Consider the following 22,648-nt stretch of genomic DNA (forward strand, 5'->3'; position numbering starts at 1 on the left):
CAGTTTTATTTAAATGCTTTCTAAATAAGTGAACGGCTATTGTTCCGCTTTCCATAATCGTTTTTTGTGCCGTATTTTTGTGAATCGAATTAGACAAAGTGATGTATAACCAGTTCAAATCAGTCAGTTTATCACATCGGAATGCTCCTCTTGCTATCAGGGAACAGCTTGCATTGAATGAGGCGGAAGCAAAGAGCATGATGCTTCGTCTGAAAGATTTTTTCGATATCTCCGACGTTCTTGCCGTCTCTACCTGTAACCGCACTGAAATCTATTATTCCTCCTCCAACGACATCAACGAAGACATTATCAAGCTTTTGCTGATCGAAAAGGGCATTGAGGACGTTGATAATTTCAAAGCATATTTCGAGCAGTTCTCCGAAGGCGACGAGGCGGTGAAGCACCTGTTTCACGTCGCTACCGGCTTGCAATCGCAGGTGGTAGGGGATATGCAAATTCCGAACCAGATCAAACACGCGTACCAGTGGTCGGCCGACCTGAATATGGCCGGGCCATTCCTGCACCGCCTGCTTCACACGATATTTTTTGCCAACAAGCGCGTTGCGCAGGAGACATTCTTCCGCGATGGCGCCGCTTCCGTTTCCTATGCGGCCGTAGAATTGCTCGAAGGCCTCATGCCGAACCCCAAAATCCTCGTGGTAGGATTGGGCGAGATCGGAACGGACGTTTGCCGTAACCTCGCACAAAATACTTCCGCCGAAGTGACACTCGTGAACAGGACGCGAAGCAAAGCCGAAGTGCTGGGCGCGGAACTGGGATTCCGGGTGGCGGATTTCGCAGACATTGAATCCGAAATTTCCCGTGCCGACATTATCGTATCATCCATCCAGCGCGAAGAGCCTTTCTTCACAAAGGAAATGATGGTACGCCTCCGCGGCATGTCATTCAAATATTTCATCGACCTTTCGGTACCGCGCAGCGTATCGCCGGAAGTGGAAGAAGTGCCGGGCGTGATGCTCTACACCATCGATTCGATCCGCTCCAAAGCCGACGAGGCATTGCAGCGCCGCCTGGACGCCGTGCCGCACGTGGAGGAAATCATCGGCGAAGCTGTGGTGGAATTCAACGACTGGTCACGCGAGATGATCGTTTCGCCGACCATCCAGAAACTGAAAGGCGCATTGGAAACGATCCGCAAGGAGGAACTGACCCGTTTCACCAAAAGCCTGACCGAATCGGAAATGGAAAAGGTGGAGCGCATTACCACGAGCATGATGCAGAAAATACTGAAACTGCCGGTACTTCAACTCAAAGCCGCGTGTAAGAGAGGTGAGGCCGAAACGCTGATCGACGTGCTGAACGATTTGTTCAACCTCGAAAAAGAGAAAGAAAGCCATTAATATCACATAGACCTCTTCCAATATCACGCTCCCGGAATGCATTCCGGGAGTTTTTTTATGCCAAAACAGGGTGCAAAAAAGAGAGGGCGTCATACGGCGCCCTCTCTATGTATTACCTTACCCTCCACAATAATTAATTGTATCTTGAATCCGCCTCGCTTGCGCGATTTTGGATGTGTCGTTCATTCCCTGCAACGACATACGATGGCGAGATTTCTTTAGATCGATCACCCGAAAAAAAAATTAAATTTTTTTAGTCCTGGTCGCGGCTCATCAGGTCGAGCATCTTGCCGAGGTTCAGGCTGCGGGCGGAAGCATCGAAAATCTGCCTGTAAACACCGTTTTTCTCATACAATTCCTCATGACGTCCCGATTCGGCGATCTGTCCTTTTTTCATGACGTAAATCTGGTCTGAGTCGAGAATTTGTGCGAGGCTGTGTGAAATGATGACCACAGTCCGGTTTTTCTTGATCGCGTCCAGACTATTTTTGATCTGTTCGGTGGCAATGGCGTCGAGGCTGGCGGTAGGCTCGTCGAGAAAAATGATGGGCGGATTTTTGAGGAAGAGGCGTGCGATGGCAATGCGCTGCTGCTGGCCGCCGGAAAGCAGTTGTGCATCCGTTTCGTAGCCGTTCGGCAGCTCCATGATCTGCTCGTGCAGGTATGCACTTTTGGAAGCCTCTACGAGCTCCTCCCAGCTCGCATCGGTCTTACCGTACCGGATATTCTCGGCGATCGACCCTCTGAAAATGTGGTTCTTTTGGAGCACCATCCCGATCGCTTTGCGCAGCGAGGGCAGGTCGTAGGAGCTGAGCGGCTTCCCATCGAGTAAAATCCCGCCAGAATCCTGCGCGTAGAAGCCTACGAGCAGGTTAATGAGCGTGCTCTTGCCCGCGCCCGATAACCCCACAAGGGCCGTCGTTTGCCCGGATGGAATGTCCATATCGATGCCGGAAAGCGCTTTGGTACCATTGGGATAGGAGAATGACACATTCCGAAGCTGGTAATTGCCCCGAAACTGCTCTCTCACGATATCCCCGTTCTTTTCCACCGAATCCTTCGCGTCGAGAATCTCGAAGAAGCCTTCGGAATAGGTGAGGGCGTCGTTCATCTCGTCGTAAATGCGGTGCAGCTGGCGAATGGGCGCGGATACGTTGTTGAACAGCAGGATATGGAACATGATCGCGCCGATTGACATTTGCTGGTCGAGTACGAGGTAGGCGGTAAGGATGATGATCAGTACGACGCCGATCTGCTCGATAAAACTCTTGATCCCGTCGTAGGCAAAGTTGGTTTTCCGTGTTTTGAGCTGCGAATCCATTAGCTCCATTTGCAGGCCATATTGCTTCTCGCCTTCCAGTTTTTCCCGTACGAACGACTTGATCACGATCACCGATTCGATGAGGTTAATCAGACCGTTGCTCTTGTTCTCCCGCTGCCGTTTCAGCTTCCGGCGTACGCCTTGCAGCTCGCCCGCCTGCTTGTAACTCACCCAAAAATATACCGGCAGGGTAGCAAGGGCGATGCCGCCCACATACGCATTGGCAGAGAACATAATGCCCAGCGCCACCAACGCATTCGCGAAGAGTGGTAAAATGTCGATAAAAAAGTTCTGGATCAGCTTGGTAAGGCTCTCCACGCCACGGTCGATGCGGGTTTGCAGCTTTCCTTTCTGGTTCTCATTATCACTGAAAAAGGCGAGATTGTAAGTGAGAATGCGATTAATGGCATTCTGCGCCAGGTCGCTGGATACTTTGATGCGGATTTTTTCACCAAAATACCTTTGGCCGAAGATAATCAGCGAGTTGACGATCTCTTTGATGAAAAGAATGGCAGTAATGTTGATCAGCAGCTCTTTGCCCTGGAAGGTATTCCAATGCTTGTCGAGCATGGATTGTACCGTATCGACGGTGTAGCGCAGCACCCAGGGGTTTACCTGTGCCGTGACGGCGCCGAGCAGGGTTAGGAATAATGCAAATGCGATTTGCCGGTGGTACGGCTTAACGAACGGCCGGAGCCTTTGGAAGATTTGCCAGATATTCATGCAGGGTCAACACGAAATCTGGCAAAATGATTTGAATATCTGCTGCTTAACTGTTTCGCTTGGGTTTGTTGCCAGAACGCTTGATAGGGCGCCCGTATTTGGCCATTTTTTCCTTCGCATGATCGCGGCGTACATTAACCTTCTGATTTTTAGCTTTCTTTTCATGGAATGCCGGGCCTACATCCTCGCGTTTCGGGCGTTTCAGCTCGATGTTTTTCATGAAAAACTTTGGCTCCTCGTCCGGCGTGAGTATTTCCGAAATCTTCAAACCCTCGGGCAACGGCAGCATGGGTATTTTAAAATCCATCAGCTCCTCGATTTGCTCCTGAAATGGCTTTTCACGCTCGGTAACGAAGGAAATCGCGATGCCTTTGCGGTCGGCGCGACCGGTGCGGCCAATGCGGTGAATGTAGTTTTCAGGAACTTCGGGAATGTCGAAATTGAACACGTGCGACACTTCCGCCACGTCGAGCCCGCGCGCGATGATATCCGTTGCGATCAGGAGCCTGTAATTGCCGGCGTGAAACTGGCGGATGGTGTTAAACCGGTGATTCTGGTCCTTATTCGAATGAATGACGCCGATTTTGTTCATGTAGCCCAGTTCCAGCTGGCCATACAGCTGATCCGCCAGCTTTTTGGTAGCGACAAAGATGAGTACCTTGTTCATTTCCTCGTGGCGGTCGAGCAAAAGGTCGAGCAGGTTTACCTTGGTATAAAAATTAGGCACATCGTAGGCCTGCTGCTCGATATTGTCCAGCGGTGTTCCTACCGGGGCCGCTTCAATGCGCACGGGATCATTGAAATAGGTTTTCATCAATGTTTCCACATCCTGGGTAATGGTCGCGGAGAAAAGCAGGTTTTGACGCTTTTGCGGAAGCGTGTCGAGGATATTCTTCAACTGGGTACGGAAGCCAAGGTTCAGCATTTCGTCGACCTCGTCGATCACCAGCTTTTTAATGTTTTTGGTTTTGAGGGAGCCGTTCAATGCGAGGTCGTACAGCCGGCCGGGAGTAGCTACCACCACATCGGCGCCTTCGTGCAATTCCGCCATCTGCACTTTGATATTCCCTCCGCCGTACACGCCTACGGCTTGCAGGGTGGTATATGCCGCCAGTTTGCGCACTTCTTCCACTACCTGCACCACGAGCTCGCGCGTGGGTACGAGCACGAGCAGCTGGGGTAGGCGGTCTTTGGCATACTCGATCTGGCGTAATGTCGGCAGCAGGTAAGCGAATGTCTTGCCGGTACCGGTCTGCGCGATGCCGCAAACATCCTTGCCGGACATCATCACCGAAAAAACCTTGTGCTGGATAGTTGTAGGCGTCGTATATCCCGCTTCCGAAAGCGCTTTCAGCAGCGGCTTGGTGAGGTTTAAATCTTCAAAAGTCATCATTGTATTTCCTAAAAGAACCACAAAGTTACCCTTTATTCTCTTAGCATCGGCGATTATCCTCCGGGAGGGCTGGGTTTACAATTGGATCAGGACCTTGGAGGTAGTGTAGGACGCCCGTGTGGCCGGGTCCAGAAAGCGGAAATCGAGGATTCTGCGCGGGTATTCCTCGGAACTGCCTATGATTTTCAGATCCGGCCGTATAGCCCGGAACTCACCGATCAGGTTCTGGTGCGTGTACACGAGGCAGTTTTTCATCTCTACCAGTTTTCCAAAGTCATCGACCTCCGTCACCTGAACGCCGGAGTAAAATCGCAGGCTGTAAGGCGTACCCGCCTGGTAACTGAACAGTTTTTCCTGCTTTGCACCATTTGCGCGGGCCAGGATGCCCAGCTTGGCAGCCGCCTGGTATTCGTAAATGTTGGGGTAGAAATAGGTGGTAAGCACGAGGTTAGCCCCGATCGCGAACACGACGCAGCCGACGATCAGCTTATTGCGCACCGCGGAGAAGAAGATCAGCCAGGTAAGTACGCTCAGCAACGCCATAAAATGGATTAACCCATAATAATTATCGGCAGGGAATGAGAACCATACAAGGCAAAAAAGCAGCGCCAGCGCCCCGTACGCAGCCACCGCGTGCACATACGCGACGAGGCCTGAAAAGGTGTCGGGATCACCGGAGAGCCGGCGGATCATGAACGAGGACGTCACCACGGCCGCTACCGGATAGGCCATGTAGACATCGAAAGTCGCCCTGAACGGGTTCAGATAGCTGAATATGAATGGCATGACAATGGCGATCAGGCAGGTAAGCTCATGCCGTGGTGTGTTGTCGTGGTTGGGAAATGTGAGACGCTGGACGAGGTCGACGAGCGCGAGAATCAGGAAAATGGTCCAGGGCGAAAAAGTGATGAGCAGCGTCAGCAGCGGGTCGGTGGGCCATTGGCTGGCGCTGTCGGGAAAGGTGTTTTTGACGAATATCACCCCCGCAATGCCTGCCATTCCGAACAGCAGGTGGATAAAACGCTTGTTTTCAATGTAGACATTGACCTGCCACATCGTGAAAATATAGCAGGCTGCCAGGTAACTCGCGTCGCCCAATTCATTGTTAACCAGGAATGTGGCCTGCGCGGTAGCCAATATGAGCACCGAAAGCACCGCCGATTCCGGTCCGGCCAGGTTTCGGGTTAACCGGTAGGTGCAGAAAAGGCTGAACAGCAGCGCAATGAATCCGGGAATGTGAAGTGAAAGCTGGTTGATCCCGAATATCCGCATGGAGCCCACCGAAAGCGAAAGGATCGGTGCCGAAATGCCCGTGTCCTCGGTAACGCCCCCGCCCTTGACCGTTTCAGCCGCCAGCGCAGCTATCTGGGCCGATAAATCCTCCGGAATGAGCATTAGCCAACCCACCATCCATATCAGAATGGCTGTTCCGAAGCCCCATTTGGTAATTTTCAACAAATCCTTTCGAAGCATAGGTAGAATACGTTAAAAATCCACCGAAGCAAAAATAAAGAAGGGCACTCAAAATTGGATGCCCTTCTGCTCATGAATTATAGTGTGTCAGCGCGTACGTAGTCTACCAGTGTGTTTGTTATAAGTACCCAGCGGGAAGCTCAACCCCACGTTGATGCCCCAGTTGTTGTTTTTGATATTGGAATTGTCAATGCGTGTAACGTCCAGCAGCCCCACGCCATAACGGGCGTCGAAGTTGAGCCAGATTTTGGAAGTCAGTTCGTAGTTGAGTCCCGCCCCAAAGGTCAGGCCCAGGTCAAACGGGCTGTAAATGCGGTTGTTTGAATCTCCATTGATATTGTTGCCGTTCTTGTCCCTGGCACCCACGAGGAAATTCAGGTTCGGGCCGAGGAAAATTTTCGGCCGTACGCGGCTACCATACCGTCCGAAATAAAAGGTGGCCAAAAGCGGGGCCTGGATGTAGTTCAGGTTGATCTCGTTCCTTTTGTTCTCGATCTGTGCGCCTAGTTGTGTGAATAGCAGCTGACCGCTGAAACCGAAGCCCGACTCGGAGCTATAATTATAAAAGCCTCCAATGGTCAATCCGGGTTTCCAGTCATTGTTAGAGATGTCCCCGCGCAGGTTGGCGATCGACAGTCCCACCATCGGGCCGATCGAAACGTTTTCCTGTGCTTGTGCCCGTGAGCTACAAAGTGCAACCGCGAGCAGCAGAATAATACAATTTTTCATTTAAATACAAGTTTGGGTGTGCTATGGGTATCAAACATAAATGATATGCCAATTATGGGTGATCTGCCTGATTTGGCATAACAACCTTATCAGTAGCGTAATCCGCACCTGTATTTATATAGTTATATTTAAATGAATGGAGGATTTCGTGGAAAAACCTCTACGTATTGTATACGTTTCCCGCAAGATCGTGGCCTATTCTTCCGGGTCTTCGGCCGGCTGGCCGGGGATCTGGAACGGTTTGAGATAAGCTTTCAACTGGGAAGGCACGAGCCAATGCTTATAGACCTTTTTGATATTCTTGATTTCCGCTTTCAACTCATTGATGTTGGCATTGAAACGCGCAATAACAGTCACCAGCGAATTTGCGTGCTGGTAGGGCAACCCGCAAATAGCGGAAATGCGCTGCTGCAAGGCGGTTTTCTGCTGGTCCAGCTCTTCGATCTGCTGCCGGAGAAGCTTATTATAATAGCTAAGCTGATTTTTATTGAGGTTTTCGAGTTCGGCGCGATGGATATTGAGCAGCTCCATTTGCATTTTCAGCAAGCCCAGCAGATTATTTTCCTGATATGCTTTGGTAATGCGCTGCATGGTTTCCGTCTTACGCGTCCGTTCGGATTCGTCCGTTTCCAGGTCGGGGTGGAAGGTTTTCACGAGCTCCATATAAACGCTGCGCACCGATTTCGTCGTTTTGGCCTGCTGTGCTTCACGAATGCGCTCGTCCAGGCGCTGTTCCCGCCGCTCAGCCTTGATGCGCTGCTGATCCGCCACCGATAGTTCATGGAAAGCTACCTCCGGCTCAGTTTCGTTGACGCTTTCCAACAGGAATGCAGGGTCCTTGATGCGGGTCATTTCGCGGTTGCGCGCCTCTTCCAGCAGCACATCGATGTTAACGGGACTGTACTTGTTGAAAACCGGTTTGAGGTCCGCCAATCCGTGGTTTTTAATAAGGTCGAATGCATTTTCCGTGATCAGGTGCGCTAGTTTGTCCTGGTAAATCTTTCTGAAATGCTCCGCCTCATACGTCCGGTCCCAAAGGTTCACGATATCCGCCCGGTGACCCTGGTACTCGCGCACGAGCGGGTCGAGCTCGGCGGGCATGCGCCGCAGCATTTCGTCGTAGGCGTGTTGCAGTTCGGCGAGCTGGCGGTCGAGCGCCTCGATCGTTTCGGACAGCAGGTTAAACTCCTTTTGTTTTTTGTTGAGCGGTTTTTCGCTTTCGGGGATATGGAGGATGGCGGTGTCGGTCATGATAAGTTAACCTCCCTGGCGGGATCACAAGTTCAATTCCTGGTAGGAAATCAGTACGATGGCGACGACGGCGAGCAGCAGTCCCCATTTGTTCAGGGTATTGAGCCGCTCTTTGTACAAGACCCAGGCCGCGAGTGCCGATACCAGCATGGTGAGGATATTGTAGATCGGGAAAACATAGGCCGCGCTATTCCCGAATGATGCCAGTGCGAGCAGCAGGAAGTACAGCGACAGAAAATTCGGAACGCCCAGTAGCAACCCGCCGAGTACGCTCCGGGTTTTTAGCCGGTGGCCGTGGGCTATTATCCGGTACACCAGGATCGCCGTGCCGATGACCACCGCGCCGAAACAGGCGATGATCATAAAAACGGTAATCTGCCCGGCCGGGTAGTAGGTCGACGACAGGTAGTTGATCAGGGTATTGTTGGTGCCGGAAGCGAAAAAGGTCAGTACCGGGAAAATCCATAGTGATTGACCGGCAATTTTGGATGTACCACCGGCAACGGCGTTAGCTGCTGATTTGGGCGATCGCTGGATCGCCCCTAATGCGAGCGCGATCAACGCGAGCACGAGACCGAGGTAGTTGAGTGCCGTAAAATCTTTGTTATTATTCCTGAAAACAAACAGCCCGAACAGCACCGGTATCACCAGCGACATATTGCCTGCCAGCGATGTCGCGGTTACGCTCACTTTTTGCGCGGTAAGCCCGATGAGCATGAACGCCGTCACGAACATCGCACCCAGCGCCATGGTCAGCACTGTGCCTTCCGACGTCCATTCCACCTGCCGGAACACGTCGAAGTTTGGCGTGAGCACCAGGCCGGTGAGCACGCAGGAATAATAGTTGAACACGACTGCATGGAAGGAATCTACCTGATAACGCGGGTAAGCGCGCATGATCAGGTAGAGCATCACGGTGAAAATGACGGCTAGCAGGAAGAACAGCATAGCCTACCGCCGGGTCAGGATTTCGTCGATCACGCGGGGATAATGGTCGTATTCCAGCGCGTGCACCTTGCGCGCCACGTCCTCGGCCGTGTCGGCGGGTGTCACTTCGCATTTCGCCTGGAAAATAATGTCGCCCTCGTCGTAATGCTCGTTCACGTAATGGATCGTAATGCCCGATTCCGTTTCGCCGGAATTCACCACGGCCTCGTGCACGTGATGCCCGTACATGCCTTTCCCGCCGTATTTAGGAAGCAATGCAGGGTGGATATTGATCATTTTGTCCGGAAATGCATTCACCAGCACCGGGGGCACGAGCATCATAAATCCGGCCAGTACCACGAGGTCAATGCCTTCGTTTTGCAGTATCTGAGGGATTTTACCGGTGTGGTAAAAGGTTTTCCTGTCGAAAAAAACGACGGGTACCTGTAATTTGAGCGCCCTTTTGATCACTCCGGCCATGGGATTATTGGTGAATATGAGCGAAACATCCACGTCCTCGCGGTCGGCAAAATGTTCGCAAATTTTTTCGGCATTGGTCCCCGAGCCGGAGGCAAAAATGGCAATTCGTTTCATTAGTAAGCGTAGTTGATATGATAGATAAGGAGTATCGTTGAGAAAATACCCGGACAAAACTAAAAAAAGAACGGCTTGCCGACGAACCGCAAGCCGTTCTTTACGGAAATGTTAACATTAGCCGGCCCGGAATCAGTAAATTTTAGCCAGCTCGCTATATCCCATGAGCTTGCCTTTGCGATAGGTTTCCGTTTTCAGGTCCCAGATCACGCCGGGCGCACGGTATGAAATGCTCTGCATCTCCATTTTCACGGGAAAACCCATCACCATTTCCATATTCAGGTCTGAGTTGACCTTGTACACGTCGTAGCTGCCGGCCGGGATCGTCAGTTTTTCCTGGCTCGTCACCGTCCTGTTTTTGATCAGCATATTGAACGTCACGCCCATCGGCCCCGATTTGCCCTCGCCGCGCACGGAGGCGTCTTTCAGTTTGTCGCCTACATTGAGTTTTCCCGGGATTTCGATATTGTCGTAGGTAAACTTCATTTCCATGCTCTGGAAGGACTTCATTTGTTCCTGATTGATGAGCGAAGCCGCGTCGAGTATGAGCACATTGCCGTCGCATTTCATCTGGTAAGTGTTTTTTAACTCGGATTTGCCTTTGCTGTTGAACGATTCCATGTCGATCGTTACCACGGTGCTGCCGCCTTCCTTCGCCACTTTGGCGATTTTATAGACCAGCTTGCCGATCGCCTTGCCTTTGCCGTCATAATTGTTCATTTCAAAACCGCCTCCTTCCTTGAAGGTAAAACCGGCGCATTCCTGGGCGTAGGCCCTCAGACTGAGCATCATCACGCATGCGATGCTCCATAAAATCCACTTTTTCATGTTCGTAACAGCGATTTAGTATTGGGGTAGTCAAATATAACTTTTCAGGCGGGTTATATGAATGTGTCTTTGGTTAAATAAATCCGTGCGTCAGGCCCAGATCATCGTCACCAGCCCGAGCAGCATGATGATCTTGCACAGGCTGCTGATCGCCTTGAAATCGCGGCGGGTATCGGCCTGGTAAAGCCGCAACACGAGCAATGCGATGGGGAGAAGGAGGAGCAGGAAAAGCAATGTGAGCAGGTTGTTCTGCAACGCCTGCGCCATGATGAAAAGCGCGAGCACAAAAACGACAGTTACCGAATAGAGGAACGTTTTCGTACGCCGGATTCCCCAGATGATCGGCAGCGTGCGGCAGCCATGCGCCTCGTCGCCGCGAATGTCCTCCATGTCTTTCACCACCTCGCGGATCAGTGAAATAAAGAACGAGAAAACGGCGTAAATGAACACCAGATGCCGGTTTTCGGGGTAATGCACCGTGAGAATGAGCAAGGTGAGGCCCGTCAGCAGCGATACGATGAAGTTGCCGATAAAAGGCAGCCGCTTGTAACGCTCCGAATAAAACCAGAGCAGCGTAATGGAAAACACATTGACAATGAAGATATAAGGACTCACGATCAGCCCCAGTACCGCTCCGAGCACATTCAGCACCTGGTGCGCGCCCATGGCCCACCGGCGTTTCAGGTAGCGGCCTACGACCACGCGTTCGGGCTTGTTGACGATGTCGATCTTGACATCGAAATAGTCGTTGATAATATAGCCGGCGGCAGCGATGCAGACGGTGGAAAGCGCGAGTACGAACATGTCCGGGTCGGACACGATCGCTTTCCATTCGTGCCTGGGGCCGATGAGCAGAATACGTGTAAGATATTGGGTGAGGGCCACAATGATCAGGTTGGTCATGCGCACAAGACGCGCACTACCGGTGACATAATCCCACGTTGTAATCTTGGGCCGGGCCGACACATTCATGAAGTTTGACGCTGGAAAAAGAAGGTTTAGGCAATAAAATTATTCAATTTATCCCATTAACGACAATTCTGCACTTCTTTATCCATTTGTGGGATAAAAAACGCGCATTTGTTGTTAGGTAGTGAAAGCCGCCAACCGGGCGGTTGTTCAGACCGGACATTCAACCATTTGCTGACTTATTATGAAAATTGGTATCGTATGCTATCCTACCTTCGGAGGAAGCGGTGTGGTAGCTACCGAACTTGGAAAGGCCCTGGCAAAGGCTGGCCACCAGGTTCATTTCATTACCTATTCCCAGCCCCAACGGCTGGATTTTTTTAATGAAAACCTCTATTACCATGAAGTAAATATACCCGCCTATCCGCTGTTTCAGTACCCGCCGTATGAATCGGCGCTATCGAGTGAAATGGTGCACGTGGTAGCCAATGCGGGGCTCGATTTGCTTCACGTACATTACGCGATCCCGCACGCGTCTTCGGCCTACCTGGCCAAACAGATCCTGGCCGCACAAGGCATTCATATTCCCGTGATCACGACATTGCACGGTACGGACATTACCCTGGTAGGCAAAGATCCGTCGTACGAGCCGGTGGTAACGTTCAGTATCAACCAGTCGGACGGCATTACCACCGTTTCCGATTCCCTGAGAAAAGACACCTACGATCATTTCAAGATCACCAAAGACATTGAGGTGATCCCAAACTTCATCGATCTCGACCGTTTCAATCGCCAGAAGAAGGATCATTTCAAACTCGCCATTTGCCCTAATAATGAAAAGCTCGTCGTACATACGTCCAATTTCCGGAAGGTGAAGCGTATCGACGACGTGATCATGATCTTTGAAAAACTGCGCAAGCTGCTGCCCGCGAAATTGCTTCTCGTAGGCGATGGCCCCGAACGTTTGCGGATCGAGCGTTTGTGTAAAGACCTCGATATGCTGTCGGATGTGCGTTTCCTGGGTAAGCTCGACGCGATCGAAGAGGTGCTGTCCGTGGCGGACCTCTTCCTGATGCCCTCCGAAACCGAAAGCTTCGGGCTTGCGGCGTTGGAAGCATTGGCGTGCGAAGTGCCGATCATTACATCGAATGCCGGCGGTCTGCCCGAGCTGAACGTGCACGGCGTAACCGGCTTCCTGAGCGACGTCGGCGATGTGGAGGATATGGTGAAACACGCCGCTTACATTCTCGACGATGCCAATTTGCCGACGTTCAAGGCGAATGCGCTGGCGAGGGCCAAGGAATTTGATGTAGCGAAGATTTTGCCTCATTATGAAGCGTATTACGAGCGCGTCGTGGAAAACAGCAAGGCGGTTGATATAGCATAGGAAACCGCCGGTACGCCGATAGCGCCGCTCAGTTTCCGGTTTCGTCTTTCATGCGGTTTTCCTTATATTCGTGTGCTAATTATGTTAGGTTTACGTTATTGATTGAGGTAAAAAACATTGTTAAAAGATGAAAGTGCTATTTAATATATTATTCATATTCCTGCTCCTGATCGCATTTGTACCGTTTTTCCGCCGTTTTCTTTTCCATTTGCTGGTGGGCAGGCAGCTGATCAAGCAGCAGGAAAAAGCATATCGCGCGCAGCAGCAGGCCGAGCGGGCCCGCACGAAGCCAGGCGGCATCCGGGTGGACACAGCGCCGCCGAATGCCAACGAATCTTCCCGGTTCAAAGGCGGCGAATATGTGGATTATGAGGAAGTAAAGTAGTTTTTTGAAATGCTATAAAACAGAAAGGGCCCGGAGTTGATCCGGGCCCTTTCTGTTTTTGCGGCCATATATTTTATTGCTTGATAACCTTGAACGCGGCTATTCTGCCTTTTGCATTCACTTGGAGCACGTAAATGCCGGACGGAAGGTTGCCGACATCCAGCCGATCCTCGCGTCGCCGGGTTGTAATCGTACGCCACACCGTGCCGTTTTGCGAGATCAGCCGGATCGTTTTCTCATCGCCATGCTCCGACTTCACCGTCAGGACGTCCTGCACCGGGTTCGGGGCAACGATCACCTTGAAGCCGGGTGCATTCGGCTCCGTGCCCGTGATGATTTCCACTTTCAAGGTCGAAGGAGATTCGATAACCCCATTGCCGCAACCATTGGAAACGCTGAACAGGCGGTAGTACTGGCTGGGAGACGCCTGGTATAGCTCGAATACGTCCGTCGGGGTGGATGAATGGCGATCCATTACAAGGCCATCCGTGCCGAACCGGTATGTCCACGGGCCGCCGCCACCCAGCAGTACCGTGATCTTGGGGTTGATTTTACCATCGTAATTAATGTACTCCGTTGCAAAGCGGGCAGAGGCCTTTTTGGAGGGAACCAGGGCGTACTCATACGCACCGCTTGCGGTATTCGCATCCGAGGCGGCAACCCGTATCCGGTATGATTTTCCCACAAAAAGATCAGCCGGCAGGACGGCCCGGATCACATTGTCGCTCGCCTGAAAGCTTACGATCGCTTTGAAATTACGCCCGGTGGTATCCGAAATCTGAGCGGTCATGACATTCGACGCAGAGAAGGTCCCGGCGGATTTGTAGGTAATAAGAACGGAATCGCCGATGCAGGCGCCAGCACCACCCCCAGGCAGTGACAACCTTACCACCGAAACTGACCTGGCCGATGGCGGATTTACTTCGACGGTCGCGGACCCGTTGAAAGTTCCTGCGCCGCAGCCATTGGTGGCCGATACAATGGTGTAGGTAGTAGTTTGTTTGGGCGAAACTTTTATCGTGCCGCCCGTGCCCGGAGATGAATAAAGCTCGCCAGTAGTGCCGTCGGACAGCTTGAATAAGGTGCGGTCGAGGATGGACTTGTTGGCGTTGAGTACGAGATAAGTACTTTCACCGCTATTGATCACCGTGTTGCCGGACAAGGTCAGGTCGGGTTTGGCTGCGACGTACACCGGATAGCTGCGTGACTCGTTATATTTCCTTACCGTCACGCGGATCCAGTAGTAGCTGCCGGGCAATGTCTGAGGTATTTTCAGGTTGATCGTGCCGACGGGGGTTTTTGTAGAATCCAGCGGTATTTCCGTGTTGTCGGCATAGTTGAACAAAGAAAACCGGATGTAATCATCGGAAAGGTCAACGTCGCCTAGCAGCGAATAGGCAGCACGGAAAGTGGTCCCTTCGCAAACGGGACCGGATACGTTCGGCAGTTCAAGTACGGGCTTCACTTTTACATCCACACTTCCCGAGCTTGTTCCGTAGCCGCAAATGTTGGACACGGCCCGGATCGCATATCGCTTACTTTGGGTAGGATAAACAAGCCAGGTTTCCGACAGGCTCGAAAGAGTGAGCACGGAGTTGTCCTCCATGATCGTACGGAATGGCGGTGTGCCCGAATAGCTCAGTTTAAGCCTGACCTGCTGGCCGGCCACTACCTCGCCCTGGCCAGCTTCCGATTCATAGGAAAGGGTAGCGGTCGCAGGTGATGAAATTTCAACGGCAAGGAAATCCGATACGGCACCGTCGGACGATAAAATGCGGAGGTTGTAGCTGCCCGGCGTCATGGTTTCCGGAATGGAGGTCTTGAAAACCCTGTCCTTTACGCCACTTTGCAGGTCTGTATATTCCGAAGCGCCGGCGCGGGCGATCTGAAGGGTATAGCTGGCTCCCGTGTCATTCCCCTCCGTCAACCCGAATGGCACCACCACGGGGCTGCCGCTGCAATACGTCCGATTGCCAACCGGTGGAGAAAACAGGATGCGGTACGGCATCAGCTGAATGTAGGTTGTCAGGTCGACAGGCGCGGTACCGCAGGCATTGGTCGCGGTTTTAATGGTATAATTTGTCAATTCTCCGGTTTTGGGTGCGATAGGAATGTAGGGGCCGTAGTTTTCGGGGTTAATAAATGTTTTCCCGACCCCGTTTTCAGTGTAGGTTACCGAGGTGAGCAAGCTGCTCGAATTCACCGTCATCGATAACGGAACGCTGGTCGGCATAAATCGCGCCGGAGCGGCAGATGTGCCCGGAGGGTAGAGGAAAAACTGGCCCGGAGCGTTTTGCAGGCTGAATTCTTCGACATTACTAAATAGGACAGGATTGGATGAGCTGATCCTGAGGTACGAATTCGTGCTGCCATCGTTACTGCCCGAAATTTTTACTTTGTATTTACCTCCTTCTTCCATCACCGCGACGGGGCGGTAATCACAGCAGCCCGCATAGAGTTGAACGCTGAACTTATTACCTGCCCCGAATTTTCCCACTGTCCCGAAGACGACTTCCAGGCTGTCGTTGTTGCAGACAGCCCGTTTCACGGGTTCCAGGTAAATTCCGGGCACTTCCGTGGGAACAACGGACAGCCTGACGGTGCCTGTATTTTCATTCTTAAAACATGCATTGGAGACCGACTTAACCTTGAAATCGGTGGTTTGTCTCAGGAAGAATTGCTGAGCGGCAAAAGCGTCTCCGGAAAATTCCCTGATCGTTCCGTCTGTTTCCTCCACTTTATAAGGGGCTCCTCCTGTCATTGAATAGCTGAGCGAGACGCGGCCCGGGATTTTGTAAGAATAATTTGTGGCAGTATAACGGATCGTGGGCGTGGTTTGCGTCTGGATGGCGGTGGCGGCCCTGGACACCATTGTCGGATTGGTCGTAAGGATTTCGTAAGTGGCCCAATCGTAACCGGAGGCACGTTGCGGTAGGGTAACTTCCAGGTAATCCCCCGACCTGACCGCATCGTATACGAACGTTTCGGATGGATTGTTCGCCTTGACCCTGATTTTGAATGTGGTGGCAGCCGTGAGCTGGGCGCTCGTGACGAATTTGATACGTGCTTTGGAGCCTGCACAAATTACCTGCCCGTTACCGGACTCATCGACTTCAATGCCCTGTTTCACTTTCAGTTGCAGCGTTTCCGGAGAAGGCAATTCGAGTTTGCCGCATCCCGAAGAAACCGACTTGATGGTGTACGATTGATCTTTTAGCGGAAACACGGTGAAGTACTGATAGTTTTCGTAAGAAGTAGCGCTTGAACCGTCCGTCAACTCTACCGTAAATGGCGGCAGGCCGGTCGTATTGACCCGGAACGTAAATATGCCGAAATCGGTGAGCGTCTGGCTTTGCGTGTCAAACCTTGCCGACGGCGCAGGAGCCGCGAAAATGCGGATATCCGTTCCCGAACTGATGCTGTTAGGGCTTTCGGTGATCAACTGGACAAAAAACTCCTTGAAGCTGGCAACCTTGAATGCTGTGGGAAACCTGGCGGTGATGACATTGCCGGCAGCCGTTGCGGGAGATTCGGCCGTGGCCGGTACGCTGCCCGATGGGTTCACCTCGGTAAAGCGTAGCCTGAATTTGGTTTGGGGCGTAAATGCGGTTTCCATCGTCGAAACGCGTAGCTGCACCTCGCCGTTTTCACAAACGCCGGCCGGCGAAGCATTAATTACTTTGACGAATGCCTGGTTAACAGTGGGCTGGTAGGAGCCGCTGGTCTGCATCGCCCCGCAAAAGTTTTCCGCATGGGCAATGGTGTAGGTCCCGTTGTTGACGGCGAGTATCTGGCTCGACGTAAAATCCAGGGGGCTGGCATAAAAGCTGTACCGGGTACTGTCGCTGAGGGTAACCTTCACTTCCCCAGGCTGTACCCCGAAAAGCGGATCCACACGTCGTCGAAGACATTGACGGCGTCCGACGTGATATTGGGATTGAGTACAATGCGGCCTTTACTGAATACAGTCATGCTGGATGACCAGTCGCTTAACGTAGCAGGCGACGAGGCGGCCACGCGCAGCTGCACGGAATTGTTGGCATAGTTAAGCGAGTCGCTGATCACGAATTCGAGCTTGCCTTCGATCATCGTGGCGGGAACTTCCGTGAAATTTCCAGACGTCTCATTTTTGCGGATTTGAATGGAAAACCTGTTATCCGTATTCAGGAAACCGTTGACGATGATGCCAAGGCGAACCTTCTTGTTCAGGCAGGTGGTACGGTCGAAATTACCATCGTCGATGGAGATGGATGGTGCCTGCGCCAGTGCGGTGAAATGTGCGCACAGCCACATTGCAAGAATGCAAGCGTAATTTTTGAACATGTAGGGGAAGAGTTACAAATATTCCTCTAAAATACTGCATTGTGCAAATGTCTCAATCGGTGTCACCACTATTTTATTTCAGTTTACACGCATGAAAAAAGCCCCGAAGCAATGCTCCGGGGCTGATATTAAGTTTGCATCAGATGCCTAACGGCTCAGATACAGATTCCGCTCACCGTAAATTTTCTGGAAGAACTCGTCTTCCAGATCCTTGATGAAGTAGATCGCTTCACCTGTCGATTTCATTTCGGGGCCGAGTTCCTTGTTCACGTTCGGGAATTTGTTGAATGAGAACACGGGGATTTTAATCGCCCAGCCGTTTTTAACCGGGTTGAAATTGAAATCCTTCACTTTTTTATCGCCGAGCATCAGCTTGGTCGCATAGTTTACGTATGGTTCCTGGTAAGCTTTGCAAATGAATGGTACCGTGCGGGAAGCACGCGGGTTGGCCTCGATCACGAACACGACGCCGTCTTTCACTGCGAATTGTACGTTGATCAACCCTTTCACGTTCATCGCCAGGGCGATTTTGCGGGTATGCTCTTCGATCTGCCGGATTTCGTCGGCTGTGAGGTCGAATGGCGGCAATGCGGCATGCGAGTCGCCGGAGTGGATACCTGCCGGCTCGATATGTTCCATCACACCGATGATGTAAGCGTCTTCGCCGTCGCAGATGGCGTCGGCTTCTGCTTCCAATGCACCTTCGAGGAAGTGGTCGAGGAGGATGTTGTTATCCGGAATGTCGTGCAGGATTTTCACCACGTGCTGTTCCAGTTCCTTCTCGTTGATCACGATTTTCATGCTCTGTCCACCCAAAACGTAGCTTGGACGAACGAGCAGCGGGAAGCCCAGCGTACGGGAAAGTTCCACCGCGGTATCGGAATCTCTGACAGTGCCGAATTTCGGATAAGGAATGCCCAGTTCTTCAAGCAATGAAGAGAACCGTCCGCGATCCTCCGCCCAGTCGAGCGAGTGGAAGTCGGTACCGATGATTTTAACACCGTATTTTTCGAGCTTCTCAGCCATTTTAAGGGCGGTCTGACCGCCGAGCTGAACGATTACGCCCTCAGGCTTTTCGTGCTCGATAATGTCGAAAACGTGCTCCCAGAAGACGGGTTCGAAGTACAGTTTGTCGGAAATATCCGGGTCGGTCGAAACGGTTTCAGGGTTACAGTTCACCATAATCGTTTCGTAACCAGCCTCTTTGGCGGCCAATACGCCATGTACGCAGGAGTAGTCGAATTCGATACCCTGGCCGATGCGGTTCGGGCCTGAACCGAGTACCATTACTTTCTTGCGGTCGCTTACCACCGACTCGTTGTCGGGGAATTCCTGCGATGTATTGAAAGTAGAGTAGTAGTAAGGTGTCTTTGCTTCAAATTCCGCTGCGCAAGTGTCAACGCATTTGTACACACGCTTGATACCCAATGCCTTCCGGCGATCGTACACCTTGCTTTCCTTGGTGCCGATCAAATGCGCGATCTGGCGGTCGGCGTAACCTTTTTGTTTTGCTGTCAAAAGGAGTTCTTTCGGCAGGTCTTCGAGGTCGTATTTCTCGATTTCGTGTTCCAGTTCGATCAGTTCTTCGATCTGTTTGAGGAACCACGCATCGATTTTGGTCAGGTTCTGGATCGTTTTGAACGACAGGCCTATTTTGAATGCATCATAAATGTGGAACAGACGGTCCCAGCTCGGGTGTTGCAGGCTGTATTTGATCGCCTCCTGGTCGCGGAGCTCGCGTCCGTCGGCACCGAGGCCGTTGCGGCGGATTTCCAGCGACTGACATGCTTTCTGCAATGCCTCCTGGAAGTTACGTCCGATACCCATCGCTTCACCCACGGATTTCATCTGAAGACCCAGTGAGCGATCGGCGCCTTTGAATTTATCGAAGTTCCAGCGCGGAACTTTCACGATCACGTAGTCGATCGAAGGTTCGAAGAATGCCGAAGTGCTGCCGGTGATCGGGTTGATGAGCTCGTCGAGGTCGTAGCCGATCGCCATTTTCGCGGCGATTTTTGCGATAGGGTAGCCTGTCGCTTTCGAAGCCAATGCCGATGAACGGGATACGCGCGGGTTGATTTCGATCGCGATGATCTTGTCGTCCGCCGGGTTTACCGAGAATTGCACGTTACAGCCACCTGCAAACTTGCCGATACCATTCATCATTTTGATGGACAGGTCGCGCATTTGCTGATACAATGTGTCGGGAAGCGTCATCGCCGGTGCTACCGTGATACTGTCGCCGGTATGCACGCCCATCGGGTCGAAGTTTTCGATCGAACAGATGATGATGAAGTTACCCTTGCTGTCGCGGAGCAATTCGAGCTCGTATTCTTTCCAGCCCATGACACTTTGCTCCACCAGTACCTCGTGTACGGGCGAGGCGTGCAGGCCGTAGTTGAGCGCTTTGTCGAAATCTTCTTCTTTTTCCACAAATCCACCTCCCGTACCGCCAAGGGTAAATGAAGGACGGATTACCAATGGGAAGCCGATTTCCTGTGCGATCTCTTTTCCTTCCAGGAAAGAGCGGGCTGTGCGCCCTTTACACACATTTACACCCAATTCGAGCATTTTCAGACGGAATTTCTCCCGGTCTTCGGTGGTTTCGATCGCTTTGATATCTACCCCGATGATTTCGACATTATACTTTTTCCAGATACCTGCCTTGTCGCAATCAATTGCCAGGTTCAGCGCCGTTTGGCCTCCCATGGTAGGGAGTACCGCGTCGATGGGCCTGCCCATCTCCTTGTGTTTTTCCAGGATCTCAACGATGTACTTCTTTTCCAGCGGCAACAGGTACACATGATCTGCACTGATAGGGTCAGTCATGATTGTTGCAGGATTGGAGTTGATCAGAACTACCTCAATCCCCTCTTCGCGTAGTGAACGGGCTGCCTGAGAGCCGGAATAGTCAAACTCGCACGCCTGACCGATAACGATGGGACCTGAACCGATAATCAGAACGGATTTGATACTCGTATTTTTGGGCACAGTAAATGGTAATTTGTAGAAATGAAGGAAATACTTGAACAACTTTTGGCAGTTGCCTGACGATTTTGAGCAGGGGTACGTCCAAAAATTCCACAAAGTTAATCCTCATATCCGAAAATGAAGGGGTTACCCGTTGAAATAACTATAAAATTTTGAAAATTTTAGTTTAAATAAATGAAAATCAATGTATTGTAAAGTTAATATTCGTGCTATTGGAAGGGTGCAATGGCCGGTGCCGAGATGTCGAAGTCGCGTAAGCGGAGTGGCACATTGCCGGAAGTGGCAAATCGGGTAGGAGATGAAAGTTCGGGGATGTTTACATAATAACCGAAGCGCAATTGCAGGGTATTGAATGTCAGGTTTTCGTTTCGAAGCCGTAATCCCAGCCCGTAGCCCTGGTAAAGCGGGCTTTCCCAAATGTGCCGTTCGCCATTGACCAAACCCAGGTCCGCAAATACGAAATAGGCGATCCGGAAACCCAAAAGGCTTTTGTCGGAAAAGAAAACCGTTTCCGTGCCGATCGTCAGTTTCTTCGTGCCGATGAGCCGGTCGTTATTAATGCCCCTGATGCCGCGGTCGCCGCTGATATTCAGGTAGTCGAGCGGGTCGCGGTTAATGCCTTTGGCGAATTTGATATTGACGAACTGCCGGAAGAAGCTGTAACGGAACGGGATGAGGTTACTGATGTAGTTGATCTCGCCATTGATGACGCCCTGCTGCGCCCGCCCGTTTTTGGAATACGACCCCACATTGGCCAATCCGTAGAGATAGCCGAGGTTGTGCGGCAGGTATTTGCCTGTTGCGAACTGGATGCCGCCGTACCCCCGCGCGCCGAATTCCGTATTCTCCCGGCCGATCGTGAGCGCGAACAGGCTGCCCACGGGCACGTCCTCCGTACGCCCGAAGCCGTAAATCAATACGTCGCGTTTATAGTTCCGGTTGGAAAAACCGAGACTGACAAGCGTTGCCGTGCGGTTCCAGTAGTTTTTGTTCAGATTCGGCGCGACTTCCGGGCGTTCGTCGTAGTTGTATTTGTTATGCCTGAATGCGGTTACGATCCGAGAATTTTCGGCAAGCTTGCTGTTGGGAAAAGGGAATTTGAATGCTCGCCCGATCCAGAAATCGTAGTATTTGTAATCAGTGAGGAGCAGGGTCAACGAATCTTTCGTCTCGACCACCCGCCGGTACTGCCGGGTATTGTAATGCCCCAGCTCCACGGCGCCCGCGTACTTGGTTTCAGTCGTGATAAACCGCCGGAACATCCGTACCGATTGCTCCTTCAATTCCCGTTCGAATATGAAGCTCGCCTGGGCGGTAATGAAGGTTTTACCGATATAAGGGATCGTGTAAATGGCCCTGAACTGGAACTTGCCGTTTTTCGTCGTATCCTTCGAATCCCAGCGGATCGCCGTTCGCTGGGAATGCGTCGTTCCGCGGACGTTGATGTTTTCGAGCCCGACATTGAATTTATTGAAAGAACTGAACCCGCCCGAGAAGTTGAGCGACCAGGAGTCCTGGATGAGCACCATAATGTCGGCCATCCAGGTTACATCTTTCCGCGGGATCACGATGATACGCGCATCGACGAACATCCGGTTCGAACGCAGCAGCCGCTCGGTGTCCTTCAACACATGCGCCTGAATGTCGTCGCCTTCGGAAAATAGGAGGAAGGAGCGCCGGATAATGCCCTCCCTCGTGTTGGTATGCACGCTTTTGCTTAAAAACCGTTCAAGCTGGTTGCCTTTGCGCGTCGTGTCGTAAACCGATTCGCCGAGGATGTTGAGCTGCCGGATGTAAATTTTCCGGATCACCATGCCTTCGTACGGCGTGAACGGGTTCGTTTCGATTTCCTTCACCTCCGTGACTTTGCCCTGGTTGTACACATCCCTGAAAAGCAGGCGGTATACGGCCCGCGAGAATTTGGTTTTGGACATCCGGGCTTTGAGGTTGGTGTACCGGATACTGTCGCGGCTGTGCACCTCTACGCTGTCGGGGTTTTGGGCCGACGCGAAGCAGGAGAGCATCAGAAACAACAGTAAATATTTCCACATGG

General features: G+C 51.9%; 16 protein-coding genes. 3 read left to right on the forward strand and 13 right to left on the reverse strand.

The features are described from left to right. The first annotated feature begins 101 nt into the window (after positions 1 to 101). Complete coding sequence (gene hemA, locus H144_RS0104210) at positions 102 to 1,361, forward strand: glutamyl-tRNA reductase (protein WP_026350408.1); 1,260 nt, start codon at positions 102 to 104, stop codon at positions 1,359 to 1,361. Between the two features lie 253 nt (positions 1,362 to 1,614). On the opposite strand, the gene H144_RS0104215 is transcribed toward hemA, so the two are convergent. The 9 genes from H144_RS0104215 to H144_RS0104255 all read right to left on the reverse strand — a co-directional run bounded on the left by H144_RS0104215 (position 1,615) and on the right by H144_RS0104255 (position 11,572). Then, entirely contained in the window at positions 1,615 to 3,405 is a 1,791-nt protein-coding gene (locus tag H144_RS0104215) for an ABC transporter ATP-binding protein (protein WP_019940789.1), read from the reverse strand. A 46-nt stretch (positions 3,406 to 3,451) separates the two neighbouring features. Continuing rightward, positions 3,452 to 4,795, reverse strand: a complete 1,344-nt coding sequence (locus H144_RS0104220) for a DEAD/DEAH box helicase (RefSeq protein WP_026350409.1) — start codon at positions 4,793 to 4,795, stop codon at positions 3,452 to 3,454. A gap of 78 nt (positions 4,796 to 4,873) precedes the next feature. Then, on the reverse strand, positions 4,874 to 6,271 hold the full coding sequence (locus H144_RS0104225) for a glycosyltransferase family 39 protein (protein ID WP_019940791.1): 1,398 nt from the start codon (positions 6,269 to 6,271) through the stop codon (positions 4,874 to 4,876). 87 nt (positions 6,272 to 6,358) lie between these two features. Further along, on the reverse strand, positions 6,359 to 7,000 hold the full coding sequence (locus H144_RS0104230; RefSeq protein WP_019940792.1) for a porin family protein: 642 nt from the start codon (positions 6,998 to 7,000) through the stop codon (positions 6,359 to 6,361). Between the two features lie 195 nt (positions 7,001 to 7,195). Next, positions 7,196 to 8,251, reverse strand: coding sequence for a hypothetical protein (locus tag H144_RS0104235; protein ID WP_019940793.1), 1,056 nt, complete (start codon positions 8,249 to 8,251; stop codon positions 7,196 to 7,198). A gap of 24 nt (positions 8,252 to 8,275) precedes the next feature. Next, positions 8,276 to 9,199, reverse strand: a complete 924-nt coding sequence (locus H144_RS0104240; protein ID WP_019940794.1) for a hypothetical protein — start codon at positions 9,197 to 9,199, stop codon at positions 8,276 to 8,278. A 3-nt stretch (positions 9,200 to 9,202) separates the two neighbouring features. Further along, on the reverse strand, positions 9,203 to 9,772 hold the full coding sequence (purN, locus tag H144_RS0104245) for a phosphoribosylglycinamide formyltransferase (RefSeq protein ID WP_019940795.1): 570 nt from the start codon (positions 9,770 to 9,772) through the stop codon (positions 9,203 to 9,205). Between the two features lie 132 nt (positions 9,773 to 9,904). Beyond that, positions 9,905 to 10,600, reverse strand: coding sequence for a TapB family protein (locus H144_RS0104250; RefSeq protein WP_019940796.1), 696 nt, complete (start codon positions 10,598 to 10,600; stop codon positions 9,905 to 9,907). Between the two features lie 90 nt (positions 10,601 to 10,690). After that, complete coding sequence (locus H144_RS0104255; RefSeq protein ID WP_019940797.1) at positions 10,691 to 11,572, reverse strand: geranylgeranylglycerol-phosphate geranylgeranyltransferase; 882 nt, start codon at positions 11,570 to 11,572, stop codon at positions 10,691 to 10,693. Between the two features lie 181 nt (positions 11,573 to 11,753). Here H144_RS0104255 and bshA point away from each other — a divergent pair, with 181 nt between their 5' ends. Together bshA and H144_RS0104265 are read left to right on the forward strand one after the other, a co-directional pair. Beyond that, positions 11,754 to 12,896 carry an N-acetyl-alpha-D-glucosaminyl L-malate synthase BshA gene (gene bshA, locus H144_RS0104260; protein WP_019940798.1) on the forward strand — a complete coding sequence of 381 codons (1,143 nt, stop codon included), beginning with the start codon at positions 11,754 to 11,756 and terminating at the stop codon, positions 12,894 to 12,896. Positions 12,897 to 13,023: 127 nt separating this feature from the next. Continuing rightward, a complete protein-coding gene (locus H144_RS0104265) occupies positions 13,024 to 13,281 on the forward strand; it encodes a DUF4834 family protein (RefSeq protein WP_019940799.1) in 258 nt (85 codons plus the stop codon). A 73-nt stretch (positions 13,282 to 13,354) separates the two neighbouring features. On the opposite strand, the gene H144_RS0104270 is transcribed toward H144_RS0104265, so the two are convergent. The 4 genes from H144_RS0104270 to H144_RS0104285 form a co-directional block, all read right to left on the reverse strand. Continuing rightward, the gene (locus H144_RS0104270; RefSeq protein ID WP_157504435.1) at positions 13,355 to 17,176 is read right to left on the reverse strand and encodes a T9SS type A sorting domain-containing protein; all 3,822 of its coding nucleotides are present in this window, start codon (positions 17,174 to 17,176) and stop codon (positions 13,355 to 13,357) included. Beyond that, positions 17,140 to 17,604 carry a hypothetical protein gene (locus tag H144_RS0104275; protein ID WP_019940801.1) on the reverse strand — a complete coding sequence of 155 codons (465 nt, stop codon included), beginning with the start codon at positions 17,602 to 17,604 and terminating at the stop codon, positions 17,140 to 17,142. The genes H144_RS0104270 and H144_RS0104275 overlap by 37 nt, the downstream gene beginning before the upstream one ends. A 147-nt stretch (positions 17,605 to 17,751) precedes the next feature. Continuing rightward, positions 17,752 to 20,595 (reverse strand): carbamoyl-phosphate synthase large subunit, encoded by a 2,844-nt coding sequence (gene carB, locus H144_RS0104280; protein ID WP_026350411.1) that lies wholly within the window; start codon positions 20,593 to 20,595, stop codon positions 17,752 to 17,754. Positions 20,596 to 20,804: 209 nt separating this feature from the next. Then, a complete protein-coding gene (locus H144_RS0104285; protein ID WP_019940803.1) occupies positions 20,805 to 22,646 on the reverse strand; it encodes a BamA/TamA family outer membrane protein in 1,842 nt (613 codons plus the stop codon). Positions 22,647 to 22,648 lie beyond the last annotated feature (2 nt).

It is taken from the genome of Dyadobacter beijingensis DSM 21582, assembly GCF_000382205.1.
Classification (GTDB): domain Bacteria; phylum Bacteroidota; class Bacteroidia; order Cytophagales; family Spirosomataceae; genus Dyadobacter; species Dyadobacter beijingensis.

What these genes read in the sequence shown, in the direction of transcription:
- hemA (WP_026350408.1), top strand. Translation starts at nt 102, where the DNA reads ATGTATAACCAGTTCAAATCAGTCAGTTTATCACATCGGAATGCTCCT.
- H144_RS0104215 (WP_019940789.1), bottom strand. Translation starts at nt 3,405, where the DNA reads ATGAATATCTGGCAAATCTTCCAAAGGCTCCGGCCGTTCGTTAAGCCG.
- H144_RS0104220 (WP_026350409.1), bottom strand. Translation starts at nt 4,795, where the DNA reads ATGACTTTTGAAGATTTAAACCTCACCAAGCCGCTGCTGAAAGCGCTT.
- H144_RS0104225 (WP_019940791.1), bottom strand. Translation starts at nt 6,271, where the DNA reads ATGCTTCGAAAGGATTTGTTGAAAATTACCAAATGGGGCTTCGGAACA.
- H144_RS0104230 (WP_019940792.1), bottom strand. Translation starts at nt 7,000, where the DNA reads ATGAAAAATTGTATTATTCTGCTGCTCGCGGTTGCACTTTGTAGCTCA.
- H144_RS0104235 (WP_019940793.1), bottom strand. Translation starts at nt 8,251, where the DNA reads ATGACCGACACCGCCATCCTCCATATCCCCGAAAGCGAAAAACCGCTC.
- H144_RS0104240 (WP_019940794.1), bottom strand. Translation starts at nt 9,199, where the DNA reads ATGCTGTTCTTCCTGCTAGCCGTCATTTTCACCGTGATGCTCTACCTG.
- purN (WP_019940795.1), bottom strand. Translation starts at nt 9,772, where the DNA reads ATGAAACGAATTGCCATTTTTGCCTCCGGCTCGGGGACCAATGCCGAA.
- H144_RS0104250 (WP_019940796.1), bottom strand. Translation starts at nt 10,600, where the DNA reads ATGAAAAAGTGGATTTTATGGAGCATCGCATGCGTGATGATGCTCAGT.
- H144_RS0104255 (WP_019940797.1), bottom strand. Translation starts at nt 11,572, where the DNA reads ATGAATGTGTCGGCCCGGCCCAAGATTACAACGTGGGATTATGTCACC.
- bshA (WP_019940798.1), top strand. Translation starts at nt 11,754, where the DNA reads ATGAAAATTGGTATCGTATGCTATCCTACCTTCGGAGGAAGCGGTGTG.
- H144_RS0104265 (WP_019940799.1), top strand. Translation starts at nt 13,024, where the DNA reads ATGAAAGTGCTATTTAATATATTATTCATATTCCTGCTCCTGATCGCA.
- H144_RS0104275 (WP_019940801.1), bottom strand. Translation starts at nt 17,604, where the DNA reads ATGTTCAAAAATTACGCTTGCATTCTTGCAATGTGGCTGTGCGCACAT.
- H144_RS0104285 (WP_019940803.1), bottom strand. Translation starts at nt 22,646, where the DNA reads ATGTGGAAATATTTACTGTTGTTTCTGATGCTCTCCTGCTTCGCGTCG.